Genomic DNA, 18,945 nt, shown 5'->3' on the forward strand with positions numbered 1-18,945 from the left:
GTTGACGAACCCGTAGAGCATGCCGCGATGCTGTTCCCATGGCCCCGTGCGACCGGCAGTCCGAGGTTCAACTCCTCCTCTACGATCTCTGTGTCGACCTCGGCTTCTGCCTTCCCCCGCGCGAGCACCGTCGGCTGCGGGACGCACCGCCTGCTGACGCGAACAGCTTCGCCGATGCCGTCTTCGCGGCGGAAGGGATGGATCCCGGATCGCACAGGCATCTGTGGGGGCAAGTGCGGGAGACGGTCGACCGGCACATGCGCGGCTGGGCCGATCCCGCCGAGCGCGAACCGGCCGATTGAGGGTGGCTGTCTCCGTACGAGGCGGCGTCCTCTCCTCCACCATGCTGCCGCGGCACCGGCGCGCGGGCCCCCCGGTGAGGGAGTTGGGCTGGGGTCGCCCGAGTTGGCGGGCAGGTTGTCGCGGCCGAGGAGCTGTGGTTGAGGGTGCCGCCACCACGCAGGGCCACCACGCCCGCCCGTCGTTCCGCCACCGACCCGGGCAGAGGCTGTCGGCCGTTCCTTCGACGTACAACAGGATGCGAAGACGTGGCTTGCCGGGGCACAAACGGACGCGCGGCGTGGGGAGTTCGTCTATTCGCGGGATGGATGCTGATGCGCGCACGGACGATGGTCGAGTCGACCGAGATGTCCCAGTCGATCTCACCCCCGGCGTCCGCTGCGGCCTGGACCTGCCGGAGCAGAAGTTCCCAGCTCCCGTCGGCCGACCAGAGCCGGTGGCCACAACGCCTGTTGCTGACCGGCAGGAACGGCCGCAGCCGCTCCCACTCGGCATCACTCAGAACACCCCGCCCCATGCCCACAACAACGAACCGGACCGGAAGCAGTCACATGATCGGCCGGACAAGTCCTAGGGGTGTTTTGTCCTGGTGGCTCAGATGTCCCGGAACTCATAGACAAAGCTTCTGACCTGCGCAAATGACCCCTCTCGAAGATCATCTTGCACGGTTGTTGCACAAGCCGAACGGAGCAGGACTCACGCGGCCCTGGTGTAGGCGCTCCGGACCGCGATGCGGACCTTGGAACCGGCTCCCACGACCCGGTGCACGTATTTACGCAGGGTAAACGCGGGATCGGCGTGTCCGAGTCGGTCCGCAAGCGTGTACACGTCTACCCCGCCGTTGATCATCATCGACGCGTACAGGTGTCGGAGCGCGTGCATCATCACGTCGCGGGACTTCTCCCAGCGTCGTCCCTTCGCGTCGGGCTCAAGGGGCTTGATGAGGCCGGCCGACGCCAGGGCGGGCTTCCAGCGGTAGGAGTTGAACCAATTCGACTGAATGGCGGTCTTCTCCCGGGTGTAGAAGATCAGCCGCACCGTGACCGGGTCGCCGCCTTTGCTGCCCCACGGTCGGGTCACCTCGACCGGCGGGTACTTCTCCATGTGCTCGCGCAGGGGGATGGCCACGTCGTCGGTCAACTCGACCCACCGGTCCTTCGGATCCTCGTCGCTTCCACCCTTGGGGAGGGCATATGCCAGGAACGAGCCGTCGTGGACTACTTGCCGTTGCACGTGCACCATCGGGCCGTCCGGGTGCGCCCAGTCGATGTCATCTGGAGACAGGCCGAATATCTCTCCTTGACGAAGACCCAGGCCGCGACCGCAGTCGACGAGTGCCTTGTAACGGTCCGGCAATTCGGCGCGGATCTTCTCGGTGTCATCCCAGGCGAGGGTCAGATCTGCCCGGCCGCCACCTCCTCGCTTCGGCTTGGCGTCCTGCACCGATTTGGCGAGGCACGGATTTTTGTGTATCAGGCTGTCGTCCACGGCCAGGTCAAAGACAGCCCGAAGATTGTCGAAGACCAGGCGCAGCGTGGAACTTTCGAGCAGCCTGCGACGGTCGTGCAGCCAGTCCAGCAAAGACGAGGCGTTCACGTCCTTTACGCGCATCTTCCCAACTGCGGTAGGAACGACGTGCAGGAGAATCCGCTCCTTGTGGCGTCGGTAAGTCCGTGGATTCTTGTGTTCGTGCCCCTTGAGCCACGTAAGGGCGAGTTCACCGACCCTGACCTCCCCGGCGCGAGGGTTGATGTACGAACCGTCGTCTACTCCGGACCGCATCTTGGTCTCATGCCTGCGGGCTTCGACCTCGGTGCGGAACAGCTCTGTCTGCTGTACATCTTCCCTGTTGCGCCATCGGGCCTGCCACCGCTTCCCCGTCCCGTGATCCCGCGTCGGAACTTTGCCGTGTTCCTTGCAGGTCGACTCCCCGTCTTTCGGGCGCGACTTGTGCCAGCGGTCGTACGGCATCGACTCAACTCCTAGTTTCCAACGGCCCTTTGAGTCTATTTGTGGACTCTTTTTAATCAGGGCCATCGTCGACGGCGAGATTGTCTGCCCGTTCATCGCGCCCTGAGTGAATTGGATGTTGATCCAGGCGAGCTGAAGATGTCAAATGCATTCTTGGGGTCTTCGCGACAAAGGGTGCAGAGTGGTAGAGAAGATTTCACCTAGGCAAATGCTCGCTGAGGGTTCGACGAGGGCTCGCCGAACCCTCAGGGAAGATTCGCCTGTGTCCTTCGAGAGTTCGCAAGAGTCGTAGGCGTTTCGTCGAAAGGCCCTCTGTTTGGTCCGGCCGGAATTTAATGCAAACGTCCTGTGCACCACCACGGCGGAATACCGCTCACGTGGTTCTTTCCTGCCCGCTTCGAACCGTTCTGGAGTGCCCATGCGTCGAACCACTGCCCGCGCGGAAGAAGCCGCTAGTGGCGCGGGGGACCGTTGTCCCTTGATGAGCGCGGAGGAGCTGGCCGACTTCCTGGGCGTACCTCTGAATACGGTCTACATATGGAATCACCGACACCAGGGTCCGCGAGCCCACAAGGTCGGCCGCTATTTGCGCTACCGCTGGTCGGAGGTAGAGGCATGGCTGGAAGCTCAAGCGGTGAATCGCGCGACCTGATCGGCCAAGATTGGCTGGTGCCCTTGTCCTTGGTCGGGCGACAGAACCCGGCGTACAGCCCGACTCGTCTGCCGCCACCAGCGGCTTTGCCTTGAGAAGGGCCTCTGGCCTGCGTCGGAGGCTCTTTCTAGTGACGCGCCATCCTGAAACGGCACGGCCCTACGCCCGGTCGCGCCTGAGAGTCGTCTCGCTGAGCCCGAGGGCCATGCTGCCCATGAGCTGACGAGCGAAGTCCTCCAGAATCGAGGGGTTGGTAGCGAGGAACTCCATGACCCGCTCGGTTCGCTGCTCAGGCGAAAGCTCTTTCAGATCCTGCTGCCATGCCAGGGTGGCAGCACCCCCATCCTCGACCTCGGCATTCACGATGAGGCTCCAGAGCGCCTGCTGGGCGTCCTCACGAGCGAGCCAAGTCATGAACATCTGCTGGAACTGCTGGCTCGTCACAGTGACCTTCGGGTCGCTGGGCGCGGTGGCCAGATCTTGGGAAGGCGCGTCCGCCTCGACCCCCGGGACGGCAGCAGGAGGTGTCGTCGTGGCCCCGGCCCGCAAGGCCTTCTTCTGGGCTCTGCGGGCCTGTTGCTTCAGCACCAAGGCTTCGCCCTGGGCAACGAGGACCGGCGCGGCCCGGGTGTGCCACCAGTGGGCAACGTGAGGTTTTGCGATTTCTACGAGACTCTCGATGGTCTGGCCCGTGATGTCAGCCACGGCCTGTTGGCCGGGGGTGAGCTGAGGACGCTGATCCTCCACGTACTCGGTGACGTAGACGATCTCGGGCTTGTCTGTGAAACATGACTCCTTTTCGGCCTTCAGGCGGATCTCGACGTGCTCCGGTCCCTTGTCACTCGTCTTGGGAGTGAACCCACGGCTCCAGCCTTTGCTCTTCCGCGAGTCGGCGAGGTGCTCGCCCTTGGGGATACGAACAACTGCGTCGACCTCGTCGTACTCCTGGTCCTCGGCCATGCGTCCTCGTCAGTGCTCGGGTCTTCCTCGGCGCTCGGTCGACGAGGAAGTCGCGGTAGTAGAACCTCACTCATGACCGTAGCTGCAGCGTCCGACGATTTGGCAGGTTCGGCGAGCATCGCATCAGCCGCCACAGAGCCGCAGGTCCAAGGTTGTCACCAGTCCCCTTGCCGGATCCGCTCGTCGGACACGATCCCGTAGACGTACCGCCCAGAACGTTCGGGGCATCGTGGAATCTCCGACGGCCCCGCGATCGGCCATGCCTCCAGCGCTGACCTGATCTCGTGCCACTGCACGTTGCGCCGGCTCTCGACGATGACCAGGGTGTAGTGGTTGGTCCGGTAGGTGAAGGGCTTGCCGGTCTTCGTGTAGAAGACCTCGCCCTGGTGCTCCTCGATCCGAGGCCTCGCCGTCTCCATGTTGGGACCGACCGGCACCGGCTCGGGCGGAGGTGGCGGCGGCACTGGATGCCCTGCCCACCGGAGCCGTTCCTCCGGCGTTGGCTCCCGGCTACTCCGATGCCAGGATGCGCTCCCCGGCACGGTGGTCGAGGTGACTGCCAGCTCTGTTCCGTCCGGCAGCACCCCACGGCCAGGCTCTCGGTAGGGCTCCGCAATCCTGATGTCACGCCGCTCATAGCCGAGCCTGCTGGCAACTGACTCCAGGGTCCCCATCTGAGTGTTCCCGACGTACGACCACTGGTCCTCGCTCGCATCGTCCGAGAACTCCACGACGCCGACCAGGTAGACCCCGTTCTCGTTCGGGTCGCCGAAGAGCTGCCGCAAGCGGTCGGGTCCAAAGTCGCCCATCATCTATCCGTCCACCCCTGCATCGCCGCTGTCAGATTCTCCGTCGATTAATGCGATCACAGTCTCCCTTGCGGCTGAGTCGCGTGCTGTGCCATCCGGGACCCGATCACAGCCACCCTGCTGAGCACCTCGGTGGCTTCCTTGAGTGTGGTTGAGGGCGGCAGCACGAAGCGCGCGCCGAACTCGACTTCACCGCTGAGCTTGGCCTGCTTCTCGCCGTAGCCAGCGCCGAGGAACGCTGGAGCACCGAGTGCCTTGAGTCTAGCCACGCCATCCTTCTCCCACTGCAAGGTCTTGCGCGGCGGATGGGGTCTCCACGGAATCCAGTCCTCTTGGGCGAGGTACTCCTGCCAGAGCAGCGCCAGGTGATCCCAGTCGAAGGCCTTGGAGGAGGTGACTCGCTGCTGCGCGAGGAAGAAGCGGAAGTCGACCCCGCGAAGCCCGCTGCTGTCGACGAGCTTGCCAACCTCCTGAGTCGGCAAGCTCTCGGTGGCGTCCCAACGGACGGTGTAGCCGCTGCCCGGAATCGGGGCGTCCACGATCGCGACGTACAGGCCACCGGAGCCGATCTCCCGGATGGCCTTCGATGAGCCGCCGGGCAAGGCGACGTTGTCGTACATATAGGCAGCACGAAGCCGGAGGGCGAGGTACAGGTCGATACCGTCGATCTGATTCCAGATTGTGTGGCCATCCACCTCCGGCACCTGGGACTCGATGTGGCTCGTCCAGGCTGTAGCGGTCGTCGCGGCCCACGGTACCGGGGACGAGGCGAAGGGAGCGATGAGCTCCTCCCAGGTGAGGTTCTGCCAGTCCTGGGCATGGGTGGTGTCGAGACGGATGCGCTGAAGCGAGACCGCCACGAACCGGCAGTCGTCTCGGTCCTCCTCGGCGACGTATCTGTAGTACCGCTCCAACTGTTCAATTCCGAGGCCGGCAAGCAGCTTCACTTCGACGACAGCGACAACCTGACCGTTCGCCTCCACCACCAGGTCGGGGCGATCCGATGCCTTCCGGCCCGGCGACTTCGAGACCTCCCGACGGATCTGGAGCGGGCCAACAGCGTCGATGCCGAGGACGGAGCGGGTGATCGCCTGGTCGGCATTCATGAGGGTGGCGAGCAGATCGCTCCACGCGTTCTCGCTGTTGATCGAGAGCAGGAAGCGAAGGTCCGGAAGACTGCTCACTCGCTGCCCTCTCCCAGCTCCGCGTCGATGTTGAGCACGCGGATCCTGGACTGCGACTGCGCGAGGAGCACCGCAGCGTTCTCGGCAAGGCGACGGGCGGACTTGAGCCGCAGGTCCAGCTCGACATCGTCACCCCAGCGGACTGACGTTGCGATGGCGAATGCGATCGAACCACCGGACTCCAAGTGGCCGACGATCTCCTTGTGGATGCGGCGGCTGGTGCGCTGACTAGAGCGATCCGTCTTGGCGTTGCGGTAGTTGCTGGCTCGCCTGGCCAGCTCCACGGACTCCCCGATGTAGAGCACGCGGATGCCGTCGTCGTCCACACCGAAATCGTAGCGGTAGAGCCCTGGCGCTCGCGGGAGTCCGGGAAACCTCGGCAGGCCGGCTTCGTCCAGCGTGATCGGGCCGGCGCTCAGCCACGAGAACGCAACGCGGACGTCGAGTGCCTCCAGTTCCTTGAGCTGGGACTCGTCGAAAGGCCCACGACGAGACGCGCCGGTCAGCAGCGGGATTGAGCCGCTCTCGGTGGCCGAGGTTCCGGCACCGATCAAGAACCCGAGGTTCTGCAGCCACCGCCGAGAGGCATGCGACTGAAACCGGCTGCGTTTGGCACCTGTCGCAAGGGAGATGACCTGCTTGACCGGCCAATGCACACCATCTACTTCGACCCAGTACTCGCGGATCTCCTCGGGCACGTGACCAGCGAGACGCCTACGAACAAGGGTGGGCGTCAGCTCGAAGGATTCGCCATCGAGGGTGAACTGCATGGAACGGAGGTTAGCCTCAATCGTTCATGAGTTCTCATCAGTTCGCTGACGGGGACGCTGTGCGTGTGGGGTGCGGCTTTCCGGGGGTGAGGCCGCTCCTCCCGGACGACCAGCCGCATCCCTCTGGGCCAGGTGCCCAGGTCGGGCATATCGGTGATCTCCGCGGCCCAGGCGCCGGGCCGTTCGGTGCCGCCGGGGTATTAGGGCTGGCGTCCACGCCTTCTTAGGGATCTTCAGTACGGCCTGGTGGATGGCGTCGGTGATGGTCATTCCGACGGAATACGACAGCCACTGCCCATCAGGCGTGGATGCTGCCGCCGGAGTCGGTGCGGATCAGTGTCTGCCGTCCCAGCCGCAGAGCCTTGAGGAGTTGTGCCAGGGCGAGTCGGGCGGTTTCGATGTGGTCCGCGGCGGTGTTGAAGCCTGCGTTGCCGGGCCGCAGCAGGGAGGCCACCGGCTCCCCGGACCCGGCCTGGCCGTGGTCGACGAACGCGACGAGGGGGTGGTGGCCGAAGGTCTTCTTCAGGGTCGCGGTGGCGTCCTGTTTCTCGGAGTGCGCGAGGGTCAGCACTCCGCCGATGTCCACGATCACCTGGCCGTCGGTGGCCGGACTGTTCGCACCGGCCAGCTCCCAGACCCGCCCCGTGCTCGGGAACGTGCGCCCCGGATCGCCGCGTGGGCTTTCGGGCCGGATGCGGCGGGTCTGTCGATGACACGGGAGACTGTGGGATCGGAGGCCACCGGGCCGAACATCCGGCTCGGCCCGCAGCATGCCGTTGTCGGCCAGACAGCCCCCGCCGAGTGCGACGGCCAAGGCCACATCCAGCAGGATCTTCCCCGGATCGTGCACGGCCCGCGGCTTGCGCCACGGCGGGAGTGCCACCGATATCGCGGTGTTCAGACCGGACTTGCGGACCATCTCGGCCAGCAGCACCGCCCCGGCCTGTGAGTGGAGCCTTTCGCCATTGTTGAGGGCGAGCTCGGTGATGGCCAACAAAGTAGAGAAGCCGTATTCTTGCTGTTCAGAAGCGCGTCTCGCCTACGTGACCACCCGTCGGACAACTCGCTTCATGAAAGCGCGAGGTTAGCGGTCAAACTGCGGGGCGGCGCAGAACTGACCCAGAACGGAGACGCCGTGACGGACCTCCCCGAAGAGGGCCAGCCCATCGAGGCCGTATCGACGGTGTACAGCGGCACCACCTTCCGTTCTCGGCTCGAAGCCGACTGGGCCCGCACCCTCGACACCCAAAGCATCCTCTGGCAGTACGAGCCCGAGCAATTCACCTTGCCGTCAGGGGCGCATTACCTGCCGGACTTCTGGCTGCCCGAGATCGGGACATGGCTTGAGGTCAAGGGGCCAGCCACCCCCCGCAAGGAAAAGGCCGTCGAGCTGGGCAAGGCGCGCGCCTGCCGTTGCGACGGCCCCTGCGCCTGCGCGTGGCCCGGTGGCGAGATGGTCCTCCTTGGCTGGGTCGCGGAACGCGCCCACGGCGACATCAACGTGGCTCGTAGCCGGTCGGGCTACGCCAGTTGGGCTGCCGCTCACGGGCCCAGCGCGTACTTCGCGTTGTGCCCCTGGTGCGGGCTCAGACAGTGGATCACCCTGCGCCGTCCGTGGAAGTGCCGCGCCTGTCGCCGCAGTCTGGAAAGCGAGGAGCTGTACCAGCCCCACGACCGTGTGCTGCCTTTCGGGAGCGGCTCGGGGTGGTCTCCTGCGGACACGGTGGCCATCCGCAGGGAGATCGCCGAACAGATAGCTGAGGCAGAGGCCGCTGACTCGGAGGACTCTCGCTCGGAGGCCCCGTACGAAGCGTGAGGGCGCGGGCGCGTAATGCTCGCCCACTCGCGGGTGAAGGTCCACTCTCGCCCGGCATCGACTGGGCGCCGTGTTGCCGCCACGAGGCGGCGACACTTCGACGGCTCCCCAGGGACGGTCGGCTGGGGGCGCTGAACCCGGCAGGCCTGGAACAGATTCGCGCGCCCGGCGTTTTCAAATCATGGCGGCTCGAACACTACGGGCCGCCTCCGCCCCTCTCGCTGGCCTGCGTCGAACACATGGGTAGGGTCGTGGTACCCGAGGTGGAGAGGTAGCCACATGGACCCCGAGATCGTGATCGCGCAGACGACGAGTGACGACGAGGAGCAGGCGAAGACCCTCGCCAGAGGCGCTGTTGAGAGCAAACTGGCGGCGGGCGTTCACATCGATGCGCCCATCACCGCCTTCTACTGGTGGCAGGGGAAGGTCGAAGCGGCTCAGGAGTGGCGGATCTCCTACATGACGTCGGCGGATCGCCTCCCCGCGCTTGAGGCATGGCTGCACGAGAGGCACCCGTACGACGTCCCCCAGTGGGTCACGCTGCCTGTGACCGGAGGGTCGGAGGCGTACTTGTCCTGGGTCGTCGACGAGACGCGTCCGCAGTAGAGGTCACCACCGCAGCGCCTCGCTCTCACCGAGCCCGTGCGCTTGGACGCTTCACAGCGTCGCGAACGTCAGCAGGTGGCTGGCCAGAGCATGCTCGCTGTCGGGAAGCCCGGCAGCGATGGTCTGCGCCCGCTGACGGCCCATGGTGTTGGGCTTCGACTCCGCCGCTGCTGCGAACTGGTGCGCGACGTGGGCCCCGCGGTCTACGTCGCCGCCGCGCAGAAGTGCGGACGCCAGGTCCCCCAGGACGACCACACCGGACTCGGGTAGTCCACCGCCGAGGCGCTCGACTGCGGAGTCGGCCGTGGCCGTCAGCTCCTGACGCTTGAGTTCGCCGTAGACCGAGAGGGTCAAGGAGTCCATCCGGTACGGCGTCACGAAGCGGACCCACGCCTGCTCGCTCGTATGGTCGGCGAAGTCATAGGCGAACCTGGCCTGGTCCAGCGCGCGAAGGGCGGCGGCGTCATCGCCCGACTGAGCGGCCTCCTCCGCGTACCGGCCCAGGGCCCATGCTGCGGCGGTTGCATTGCCACGTCCGCGTACGTCCTGAGCTGCCTGCGAGAGCATCTCCAGCGCCTTAGCAGGGCTGGGCGCACCGTAGCTCGCGTAGCCCAGAGCCAGGGCGCGCAGAGGGGGGTGCCCAGCCTTCTTCGCGCACTCCGAGGTCACTCCGTAATAGGAAGTGGCCTTGTCGTGCTCGCCGAGGTCCCAGGCAACCCATCCGGCAAGAGCAGCGGTCTCTCCCGCCGCGATGGTCAGCGCTCGCTCGTGGGTTCCGGCGCGGGGGAGGGCTGCGGTGATCGCGTCCAAGTGCGCCTCGACCCGAGACTGCAGGCTGAGCGCGCTCTCGTTCAGCTCGTCCACGTGCAACCGGGCCGCATGATCGATAAGCACCCCCGCGGACTCAGGGTCGATCTTGGAACCCTTGCTGAGTGCGTAGGCCAGCCGGCCCCACGGCTCGGCAGCCGCAGCCGCACCGATGACTGCGCCTCCCAGCAGTGTTCGGCGTTTCACGTCGTCCAGGTCCTCCGCCTCGGCCTTGTTCTTCTCTCGCCGCCTTGCGCGGGCGGCTTTCGCCTCGCGCAGCAGCGGCTCCAGCGGGACGCCACAGGCCAAAGCGATGTTCCCCAGGGTGTGGTCCGTCGGAACGTTGGCACCGTTCTCGTACCGGTTCACCTCTCGGCGGGTCATCGTTGCCCGGCCGGAAGCGGCGTTGATCGCACCGGCCTGCTCGTCCTGCGTCCGATTTGCGTTACGCCGCAGGTGACGGAGCAGCTCGGCAAATGGATCCACTGCCATGAGTCTGACCCCTATCCGTGGGAGAAAGCCAATACTCCCCTCAACTCCCCCCTGATTTTCCCCCCTTGACAAAGATTTCCCCCCTCCGGTTTCCCCTGTTCCGGATCGCGCAGCCACGGTGCGATGTGCGCATGACCACGCACCGGACAGCAACGCCACCCCGACCTGGGGGCGACGACGGTGGCGCCCACGCCGTCGGCGCCGCGACCGCTCGGTGTCCGCTGGCCTCTCACGTCTTCGAGATGGCCATGGAGCCGATGGATGTGCACGTCGCTCAAGCACGACGAACCACGGCCACCGTCCTGAAGCAGTGGTCGTTGCCGGAGGCGCCGGCAGAAGACGCCCGGCTCGTCGTCTCGGAGTTGGTATCCAACGCGATCATCCACGGTTCCGGGGATGTCCGACTGCGACTGCGACACGACGACCACGAGCTTCGAATCCGAGTCACCGACGACAGCACCGCACCGGCGAGGCGACGACGTGCAAGTGCCGCCAGCCTCGGTGGTCGAGGGCTGCACCTCGTCGCCTGCCTGTCGCTTCGGTGGGGCGTCGCGGACGGCGGCCGAACTACGTACGCGGTCATCCCCACTCTCACGGAGGCGCTCCCATGTCGCCGCACGACGCAGTCAAGCACGGACCCGACGTGTTGAGCCTCGTTGCCTTCGACCGGGGTCGTGGGAAGCACACGGGCGGTGGGTCGCCGATCGCTGGCGATGACCACCCGAGATGGCCACGCACCCCTCTCCGGGTGGAGCGCGAGTCCCGAGCTGGCCAACTCCGAGGCGTCCGTGAGCACTTCCTCCGACAGGTCGTCGACACGCAGGACGATCAGCCGCTGCGAGTGCTGGCGTACAGCTTGGTACCGAGTCCGAGGGCCCGACCTGACGAGGACTGGGGGACGCTACAGGCTGAGGCCGACCAGCTCGGTTACGCGATCGCCGCTCGGCTCCACGATGTGGCCGTCCCGGTGACCACTACGTACTTCCCGGCATCCAGTGTGAGTCAGGGCGTCTACACGCCGCCTTGGGATCGACCTGGTTGGCGGGAAGCCGAGCGGCAGCTCCGAGAGGGCTTGGCCGACGGCGTGATCGTCCTCGACCGGCACAACATCAGCTCCGATGACGACGAATACCACGCTGTGATCAAACATCTGGGCGAGCACTGCCGGGCGTTTCTCCACCTCGTGATCTCCGAGGAGCCTGTCGCGCCGACTTGAAGGCGTCCACTGCGCTGGATGGACGGGAAGGGCTGGGGCTGGCGGCAGATCAGCGCCCAAGCCCTCCTGATCGCCACCGTGAGCGTCGCGCTCGCCTTCACCTTCAAATACACCTGACCGAGGGCTGACCATGACTTTCGAGAGACACACCGATCGTGCGCCGCGCCTCCTGCCGCACCGCGAGCAGGGCGAAGCGCTCCTCGCCATCCGGGAGGCCGCCCCGACGGCGCCCAGCGAAGAGAGCATCGACCTCTTCGCCGTGCCCGCCGGTGAGGTTCAGGGGCGTGGCTTCGACCTATCGCGCTTTCACTGGCTCTCACGCCTGCCGGCCGCGCCGAACGGATCGGTCTCGCCTTCGACTGACGGCCCGCCGGACGCGGCCCGATTGGCCCTGCCCAGCACCCCGAGTTGGAACTCGAACCGGCCTCGGCCCTCTGAGGCGCATCGGCCACCCCTGACGAGAGGATGATCATGACCGCTCCCACTCACGAATCGCCACCGGCTCCGGCCGCGCCGAACGACCACAGGTCGCACGCTCTTCTCCTCGACCTCGACGGCGTCCTGCTCGACACGCGTCCCGTGATGCGGAAGGCGTGGCAGAGGGTCCAGGAGATCCATGGCGTCGCGCTCCCCTTCCGTGACTACGAGCGCCACCTGGGCCGGGAGTTCGGCGACATCATGCAGCGGCTGGGTGTGACCGATGCCGAGGCGGTTCGCCGGACGTACGAGGCGGAGTCCGTGGCCACCGCGCACCTCGCGGAGGAGTTCGCCGGCATCGTCGAGACGCTCCACGCCTTCGTGGCCGCCGACTGGCGGCTGGGCGTCGTGACGTCCAAGCACGTCGACCGGGCGGCCCCGCTCCTCGCGCGCCTCGGGTGTCCCTTCGCGACCATCCGCACGCCCGCCGGAGCGGGCCGGACGAAGCCGGCCCCGGACCCGCTCCTCCTGGCGCTGGTCGACCTGGGAGTCGACCCTGCCTCCGCCGTCTACGTGGGTGACATGGCGGTCGACCAGGAGTCGGCCGCACGCGCCGGCGTCCCCTATGTACACGCTGGATGGGGCTACGGGCAGCCGACGGCTCCCAACCCCGAGACGGCCGCGTCCCCCCAGGAACTGCTGAGCCTCCTCCCCACCAAGCAGCTCGTCGAGGGGAGCACGGTGTGAGTCCCCGCACGACTGGTGGCCTCGGCCTGGTCCGCTCCTCCAACGCCGGGAAGCCGACGTGGACGCTCGTCGGAACCGGCGCCCTCGCGCACGCGCGAACCGACCACATCCACACCACGGACCTGGAAGCGACGACCGTCGACAAGCAGGTACTGCGCGCCGGCGTCGCAGACGTCATGGCCGCCCTCGACCACTACAGCGCCAAACTGGCCTCCACCCCGGGCGGAGCCGACTGGCTCCACGTCCAGCACGTCCCCGTGCGACGCTTCGTCGCCGAGATCGTGCGCAAGCTCCTGGCCCTGAACTCCTGGGCACCGTTCGCCTCCGCCCCAGGGCCCCTGACCCTGGCCCCGTACGAAGGACTCGTGGGACTGCGTTCGAGCAGCTCGCGTGAGTACCTGGCCTACACCGTGACGTGGTCCGGCGTCGCGTACGTGCTCGGTGCTGCGGCACCGCACAACCCGACCCGCTCCGCCCAGCTCCGCAACCGCGCCCGGACGACTACGGCGAACACGGAGCCGAGTCCGCTCCCCTCGGATCTCGGACGGCAGGACGTTCTGGCGCTGTCGTGGACCTCCCGCCACGCGGCCACGCTGACCCCGGTTCTCGCCGAACTGGCGCGCGGCGGGCAGAGGAGTCTCCTGCTCGATCTCGCCACTGATGCCGCCGAGCGGTGCAGCGCGGGATCGGTCACGGGTATCGAGCTGCGCTCGGCCCCGAGCGACCTCTTCACCCTCTCCGGCACCGCCGAGGGCTTCCACCGTCCCGACGACGAGCACGTCGTCCAGGTGGAAGGCCACGGTGTCCAACTTGCCCGGCTCATAAGGCTTTTGTCGGTGCTCTTGGAGACCAGCGGGGGCTGCACGCAGCCGTCGTGGCGGACGGTCATGCGGGCGGAAAGCTGGCTCGACGACATCCTGTCGACCACCCGGCCGCACACCGTCCTGCTGAGCAACGACACCAGCCCCCTGGGCGTGCTGGCCGCGCACGCCGCCGAGCGGCACGAGGCGAACTCGGTGAACGTCCAGCACGGGGCGTGGACGGCGGAATCGGTCGCCTGGCCGGCCCTGCACAGCCGCGACATCATCGTCATGGGCGAGAGGGACCTCGCCCTGGGCCGAGAGTGGGCGCGCCACCCCCAGGCCGAGGTGCATGTCCTCGGGCAGCCCCGCTTCGACGTCCTCGCCAGCCTGAGCCGCCAGGCACAGCGCCGATACCTGGAGAAGCTGCTTGCTCCGGGGGGCCGCCGCGCGCCCGCCCGGATCGCGGTGTGGGCCTGCCAGCCCTTCAACCCCGATCACCTCAACTCCCACGCGGACCTCCTCCTGGACGGGCTCGCCGAGGCGGACGGTGACTGGGGGCTCGTCATCGCTCCACACCCGGCGCAGGGAGCCGACGCCTTCAACGCTCTGGTGAAGCGGGCCGGCGGGACGACCCTCGCGGTGGCCGATCCCCGGGTCGGAGCACGAGGCTGCCTCGCCGGCGCTGACGCAGTAGCGAGCGCGTACTCGACGTGCGGGATCGAAGCCGCACTGCTCGGCATCCCGGTCTTCGAAATCGGCCCGCCGGGCGAACGCACCTTGAGCCTGACCGGTCACGGACTGGCGACCCGGTGCGAGGCCACTGGTGACGTCTCCGAAGCGCTCTCCGGCGTGCGCGGGGGCCCTACGCCGATCCCGCGGGCGGCCCTGGACGCGGTCTGCCGGTGGCGCGGCGACAGCGCCGCTCGGATCGCCCGGCTCATCACCGACCGCGCCACCTCCGGCCCGAGGGCCGACGACTCCACCCACCACCACCCGGGCGCCGCTGCGTCGCCCCAGGACGAAGGAGCATCCGTCCGATGACATCCCTCACGGCCGACAGCATCGCCGAGCTGTTCTCCGGCGCCGTCACGCTGGCCAAATCCGGCGAGAAGATCAGCCCCCGGGGCATGGCCACCCACGAAGTCCGCGACGTGCACCTGCTGCTCACCCAGCCGCGCGCCCGCCTGCTCTACGCCCCGCCCGCCCGGATCGTGAATCCGGCCTTTGCCGTCGCCGAAACGGTCTGGCACCTGTCCGGATCCGACGCCCCGTGGATCTTCGACTACAACAACCGGCTGCGGCAATTCGCCGACGACGGCGTCCTCCTGGGGGCGTACGGACCGAGGATGCGGAACTGGGGCGGCAAGGTCGACCAACTCGCCCGCGTTGTGGAGATCCTCCAAGCCGACCCCGACTCCCGGCGAGCCCTGATCCAGCTCTACGACCCGGCCCAGGACGCCGCAGGGCACAAGGACGTGCCCTGCACCCTCGGGTTCCGGTTCCACCTGCGCGCCGGCCGCCTGCACATGGCGACCATGATGCGCGGCCAGGACGTATGGATCGGCATGCCGTACGACGTGTTCTTCTACACCGTGTTGCACGAGCTGGTCGCCGGATGGCTCGACGCGGAGCTCGGCGAGTTCCACCTGCACATCGGCTCGCTGCACATCTACGACGAGCACATCGAGCAGGCCGACGCGCTGGCCTCGCTCTCGGCGAGCGAGGTCATGCCCGACCTGCGAACGCCCTGGACGGGCTTCTCCGGTCTGCTCGACCAGGTCGAGGCCCGCGACGTGACCGGCCATCCCGGCTGGGACGCGATGGCCGAGACGCTGCGCAGTTACCGGTTATGGAAGGACGGCAAGCGCGAGCAGGCGTGGCGGGCGGCCGACGCGATCGACGGGCCCCTCGGCCAGGCCCTCACCGCCTGGTACGGAGAGCTGGAGCGTCGTTCGGCCAAGCGAGCCGTGACGGCCGGATCGAGGTGACCGCCGCTATGAAGCGCACCCCCTCCGTCGTCCTCGGCCTGTGCTCGTACACCCATGACTCCTCGGCCGCCCTTCTCGTGGACGGCGAACTCGTCGGCTTCGTCGAGGAGGAACGCCTCTCCGAGCAGAAGCACACCAAGCTCTACCCGGCTCGCGCCGTGGGCTGGCTCCTCGACCAGGCCAAGCTGAGCGCCACCGACGTGGACGCCGTCGCCTACAACTTCCAGCCCGCCCGCTACCTCGCCGAGTCGCCCGCCGCCCTGCGCATGGCGCTCTCGCCGATGACACGCGACCGGAGCCTGGCCCGCGCCCACGGGTTCGCCAAGGTCGCCCTGCGGACCCGGCGGCGGCTGCGCGTCCTCGGCAGCCAGTTCCCTTCGGCCCGCGTCACACCGGTCCTGCACCACCGCGCCCATCAGCTCACGGCCTTCGCCTCCTCCGGCTGGGAGGAAGCCGCCGTACTCGTGGTCGACAGCCTTGGCGAGCGGCAGACCACCACCATCGCCCACGGCCACGGCGTTCAGCGCCCTCGCGTCCAGACCCTGGAAGCGATCAACGACCCGGACTCCCTCGGGTACGTGTACGGCGCCGTCACCGAGCACCTGGGCTGGCGGCGGGGCGACGAGGAGGGCACCGTCATGGCGCTGGCTGCCCTCGGTGACCCCGCCCGGTTCCGCCACCTGTTCACCACGGCCGTCCGCACGACGGCCACGGGCTTCCGCATCCACCCCGGCTACTTCCCGACGCGCACCCTCACCTCGGGATACCCGAGGACATCCCGGCGGTTCATCGCCGAGACCTGCCCCGAGCGGCACCCGAGCGAACCGCTCACCGACGTCCACCGAGACCTGGCGGCTGCCCTCCAGGAGCGGACCGAGCAGGTGATGGTCCACCTCGCCCGCCGCGCTCGTGTGCTCACCGGCTCCCGGCGCCTGTGCGTGGGTGGCGGCGTCGCCACGAACTGCGTGAGCATCGGGAAGATCATCGAGGCTGGCATCTTCGACGAGGTGTTCGTCCCGCCGGCACCGGGGGACGCCGGAACCGCGATCGGGGCCGCCCTCGCCGTGCACGTCGACGCGCGTACGCCTCGCCCGGTCGCCGGCATCGCCCGCCGCTGTTACCTCGGCCCCTCCTACGAGGACCAGCCCCTCGACCTGACTCCCTGGCCCGGCCTCCACCAGAAGACCCTTGGCATCGAGACCGCCGAGTTCCTCGCCGACCAGCTCGCACACGGCGTGATCGCCGGACTCTTCCAGGGAGGGGTCGAAGCCGGGCCGCGCGCTCTGGGCAACCGCTCGATCCTCGCCTCCCCGCTGGAGCCCGGCGTCGTCGAGCGGCTGAACGCCACCGTGAAGTTCCGCGAGCCGTTCCGGCCCTTCGCCCCTATGGTCCCCGCCGAGCGCGCCGCCGAGTTCTTCACCCTCGGCCAGCCGGCGCCGTACATGTCGATGGCCTCCGGGGTGACAGACCTGACGCGCGAGCGGGTGCCGGCCATCGTGCACGCCAACGGCACCTCCCGCCTGCAGACCGTCACCCGGTTGCAGAACCCGTTCATGCACGCGGTGCTGACCGCCTTCGGCCGCCGGACCGGCGTACCCGTGCTGATCAACACCTCCCTCAACGTCAAGGGCAAGCCGATCTGCGGGACGCCCGAGATGGCCCTGGACTGCCTGGCCAGCTCCGGCCTCGACGCCCTGCTCCTCGAAGGGCGGTGGATCACCAAATGAAGATCGGGTACAGCTTCTGGGGCTTCCTCGGTAACGGCGTCACCGACACCCCCGACGGAGGCCGCAGCCACCGCCGCCCCTTCATTGACGCCCTCATTGCCCGCGGTCACGAGATCGTCTTCCTCCAGCCCGACCGCGACCGCCTCGAAGCCGACGACGACCTCGGCGGCGCGTACACCTTCGACGACGGCCTGCCTGGCATCGACGCCCTGTTCCTGGAGTGGCGCTGGGCCATCCCCGGCCGCAACACCACCGTGTGCGGCAGCGAGGGGCACACCTGCGACCTCCACCGGCAGGCCCAGCTCATCAAGCACTACACGGCCCGGTCTCAGACGCCCACCGTCATCTGGGACAAGGACCGCACCCTGCGCGCCGAGAGCGTGTGGCGCCGTACGGCCCACACCCGCGTCTGCGAGGCCGCGCTCGCCCCGACTCTCGGCGCGCACTCGCTGCTCTTCCCCGTCGCCGAGGACCTCCTCGCCCAGGCCGATCCCCTCATCCTGGCGGCGCGGCCTCGGGATCTCGCGCTCGGCTACGTGGGCAACCAGTACGACCGCGACGAGCCCTTCGACCGCTTCTTCGCCCCGGCCGCCGCCCGCGTCGAGCACCTGGTCGCCGGGAAGTGGACGAAGACCGGCCGCTGGCCGCACGTCCGCTTCGCGGGCCGGATCCCGTTCGAGGACGCTGCCGGCGTCTACGGCCGGTCCCTGGCCACGGTGCTCATGCTGCCCGAGCGGTACGCCGCCGTCGGGCAGATGACCCAGCGCATCTTCGAGGCCGTGCTCGCCGGCTGCCTGCCGCTGGCCCCGGCGGACATCCGCTTCGCCGACCGGTTCGTCCCGAAGGAACTGGTCGTGCGCTCCGGCAGCGACGTGCTCGAACGCCTCTCCTACCTGCGCGAGATCGCCGGCACCGAGCAGCACGCCGCCCTGATCGCCGCGTGCGTCGACCGCCTGCGCCTGTTCGGCCTGTGCAAGCAGGTCAACACCCTGGAGTCCGTCCTGCACGGCCTCCTCCAGTCCACCGCGACCGAGCGGGGAACTGCCTGATGCAGACCGCTCGATCGACCACGGCGCGCGGATTCTCCGGGCGCGTCCCGGAGGATGGGTCCGCCGGACACCCGAACCTCTCTACGCTGGAGCACCATGAAGAAGGTCGCCATCGTCGGCTGCGGAGGCAGCGGCAAATCCCACGTGGCCCGCGAACTGGGCACGATCCTCGACGCCCCGGTGACGCACCTGGACGCCGCGTTCTACGACGACGAGTGGAACGCGTTGCCCATGGACAAGTTCACCGACGTGCAGCGCGAGCTGGTCGCGCAGCCGCGGTGGGTGATCGACGGCAACTACAACTCGACGCTGCAGGTACGGCTCGAAGCCTGCGACACGGTGGTTCTGATGGACGTGTCGACCGTGGCGGCGCTGTACGGGATCTTCTCCCGGCAGATCCGGCACGGGGCCGGGCACAAGGGCAACGGGGTGCACAACCGCATCCACTGGGGCGTGATCAAGTACGTCGCCACGTACCGGCGCAAGATGCGGCCCCGCGTGATGGCGAAGATCGAGGAGTTCGGCTCCGGCACCAACGTGGTGCTGCTGGCCAACCGGCGCCAGACGCGCCGCTGGCTGCGGAAGGTCGCCGCCGAGCAGTCCTGACCGGTCCGCGCTCCCGGTCAGGGGG

General features: G+C 67.9%; 19 protein-coding genes and 1 pseudogene. 12 read left to right on the plus strand and 8 right to left on the minus strand.

The window, feature by feature from the left end:
• Positions 1–38 precede the first annotated feature (38 nt).
• Positions 39–302, plus strand: coding sequence for a hypothetical protein (locus QR77_RS32340; RefSeq protein ID WP_040025593.1), 264 nt, complete (start codon positions 39–41; stop codon positions 300–302).
• 317 nt (positions 303–619) lie between these two features.
• On the opposite strand, the pseudogene QR77_RS49405 reads toward QR77_RS32340, so the two are convergent.
• Both QR77_RS49405 and QR77_RS32345 read right to left on the minus strand, forming a co-directional pair.
• Positions 620–817 (minus strand): annotated as a pseudogene (locus QR77_RS49405) (IS5/IS1182 family transposase); the annotation flags it as partial.
• A gap of 179 nt (positions 818–996) precedes the next feature.
• On the minus strand, positions 997–2,271 hold the full coding sequence (locus QR77_RS32345) for a tyrosine-type recombinase/integrase (protein ID WP_040025594.1): 1,275 nt from the start codon (positions 2,269–2,271) through the stop codon (positions 997–999).
• A gap of 481 nt (positions 2,272–2,752) precedes the next feature.
• Between QR77_RS32345 and QR77_RS44250 the strand changes: the two genes are divergently transcribed.
• Positions 2,753–2,923, plus strand: a complete 171-nt coding sequence (locus QR77_RS44250) for a helix-turn-helix domain-containing protein (protein WP_319755266.1) — start codon at positions 2,753–2,755, stop codon at positions 2,921–2,923.
• Between the two features lie 159 nt (positions 2,924–3,082).
• Here QR77_RS44250 and QR77_RS32350 read toward each other — a convergent pair whose 3' ends face one another.
• The 5 genes from QR77_RS32350 to QR77_RS32370 form a co-directional block, all read right to left on the minus strand.
• Positions 3,083–3,883 carry a hypothetical protein gene (locus QR77_RS32350; RefSeq protein ID WP_040025595.1) on the minus strand — a complete coding sequence of 267 codons (801 nt, stop codon included), beginning with the start codon at positions 3,881–3,883 and terminating at the stop codon, positions 3,083–3,085.
• Positions 3,884–4,038: 155 nt separating this feature from the next.
• Entirely contained in the window at positions 4,039–4,302 is a 264-nt protein-coding gene (locus tag QR77_RS47060) for a hypothetical protein (protein ID WP_160310979.1), read from the minus strand.
• A gap of 446 nt (positions 4,303–4,748) precedes the next feature.
• Positions 4,749–5,876 (minus strand): PD-(D/E)XK nuclease family protein, encoded by a 1,128-nt coding sequence (locus tag QR77_RS32360; protein WP_040025597.1) that lies wholly within the window; start codon positions 5,874–5,876, stop codon positions 4,749–4,751.
• Complete coding sequence (locus QR77_RS32365; RefSeq protein WP_040025598.1) at positions 5,873–6,646, minus strand: hypothetical protein; 774 nt, start codon at positions 6,644–6,646, stop codon at positions 5,873–5,875. Before QR77_RS32365 ends, QR77_RS32360 begins: the two co-directional genes overlap by 4 nt.
• Before the next feature lie 298 nt (positions 6,647–6,944).
• Positions 6,945–7,640 carry an IS1380 family transposase gene (locus tag QR77_RS32370; RefSeq protein WP_052489217.1) on the minus strand — a complete coding sequence of 232 codons (696 nt, stop codon included), beginning with the start codon at positions 7,638–7,640 and terminating at the stop codon, positions 6,945–6,947.
• Positions 7,641–7,781: 141 nt separating this feature from the next.
• On the opposite strand from QR77_RS32370, the gene QR77_RS42495 reads away from it, so the two are divergent.
• Together QR77_RS42495 and cutA are read left to right on the plus strand one after the other, a co-directional pair.
• Positions 7,782–8,462 carry a hypothetical protein gene (locus tag QR77_RS42495; RefSeq protein WP_052489218.1) on the plus strand — a complete coding sequence of 227 codons (681 nt, stop codon included), beginning with the start codon at positions 7,782–7,784 and terminating at the stop codon, positions 8,460–8,462.
• A gap of 279 nt (positions 8,463–8,741) precedes the next feature.
• Positions 8,742–9,068, plus strand: coding sequence for a divalent-cation tolerance protein CutA (cutA, locus tag QR77_RS32380; protein ID WP_040025600.1), 327 nt, complete (start codon positions 8,742–8,744; stop codon positions 9,066–9,068).
• Between the two features lie 51 nt (positions 9,069–9,119).
• Here the strand turns inward: cutA and QR77_RS32385 are convergent, their stop codons facing one another.
• Entirely contained in the window at positions 9,120–10,367 is a 1,248-nt protein-coding gene (locus QR77_RS32385) for a helix-turn-helix transcriptional regulator (RefSeq protein ID WP_040025601.1), read from the minus strand.
• Positions 10,368–10,624: 257 nt separating this feature from the next.
• Here QR77_RS32385 and QR77_RS44255 point away from each other — a divergent pair, with 257 nt between their 5' ends.
• From QR77_RS44255 to QR77_RS32420, 8 genes are all read left to right on the plus strand, one after another.
• Positions 10,625–11,017 carry an ATP-binding protein gene (locus QR77_RS44255; RefSeq protein WP_236711191.1) on the plus strand — a complete coding sequence of 131 codons (393 nt, stop codon included), beginning with the start codon at positions 10,625–10,627 and terminating at the stop codon, positions 11,015–11,017.
• The gene (locus QR77_RS32390) at positions 10,975–11,583 is read left to right on the plus strand and encodes a hypothetical protein (RefSeq protein ID WP_040025602.1); all 609 of its coding nucleotides are present in this window, start codon (positions 10,975–10,977) and stop codon (positions 11,581–11,583) included. The genes QR77_RS44255 and QR77_RS32390 overlap by 43 nt, the downstream gene beginning before the upstream one ends.
• Before the next feature lie 471 nt (positions 11,584–12,054).
• Positions 12,055–12,747 carry an HAD family hydrolase gene (locus tag QR77_RS32395; protein WP_236710899.1) on the plus strand — a complete coding sequence of 231 codons (693 nt, stop codon included), beginning with the start codon at positions 12,055–12,057 and terminating at the stop codon, positions 12,745–12,747.
• Positions 12,744–14,591 carry a hypothetical protein gene (locus QR77_RS32400; RefSeq protein WP_040025606.1) on the plus strand — a complete coding sequence of 616 codons (1,848 nt, stop codon included), beginning with the start codon at positions 12,744–12,746 and terminating at the stop codon, positions 14,589–14,591. The genes QR77_RS32395 and QR77_RS32400 overlap by 4 nt, the downstream gene beginning before the upstream one ends.
• Entirely contained in the window at positions 14,588–15,538 is a 951-nt protein-coding gene (locus QR77_RS32405) for a thymidylate synthase (protein WP_040025607.1), read from the plus strand. The genes QR77_RS32400 and QR77_RS32405 overlap by 4 nt, the downstream gene beginning before the upstream one ends.
• 8 nt (positions 15,539–15,546) lie before the next feature.
• On the plus strand, positions 15,547–17,265 hold the full coding sequence (locus QR77_RS32410) for a carbamoyltransferase C-terminal domain-containing protein (RefSeq protein WP_040025609.1): 1,719 nt from the start codon (positions 15,547–15,549) through the stop codon (positions 17,263–17,265).
• Positions 17,262–18,314 (plus strand): hypothetical protein, encoded by a 1,053-nt coding sequence (locus tag QR77_RS32415; protein ID WP_173476385.1) that lies wholly within the window; start codon positions 17,262–17,264, stop codon positions 18,312–18,314. Before QR77_RS32410 ends, QR77_RS32415 begins: the two co-directional genes overlap by 4 nt.
• A 96-nt stretch (positions 18,315–18,410) precedes the next feature.
• Positions 18,411–18,920, plus strand: coding sequence for a topology modulation protein (locus QR77_RS32420; RefSeq protein ID WP_040025613.1), 510 nt, complete (start codon positions 18,411–18,413; stop codon positions 18,918–18,920).
• Positions 18,921–18,945 lie beyond the last annotated feature (25 nt).

The organism is Streptomyces sp. 150FB (assembly GCF_000818195.1).
In the GTDB taxonomy this organism is placed as follows: domain Bacteria; phylum Actinomycetota; class Actinomycetes; order Streptomycetales; family Streptomycetaceae; genus Streptomyces.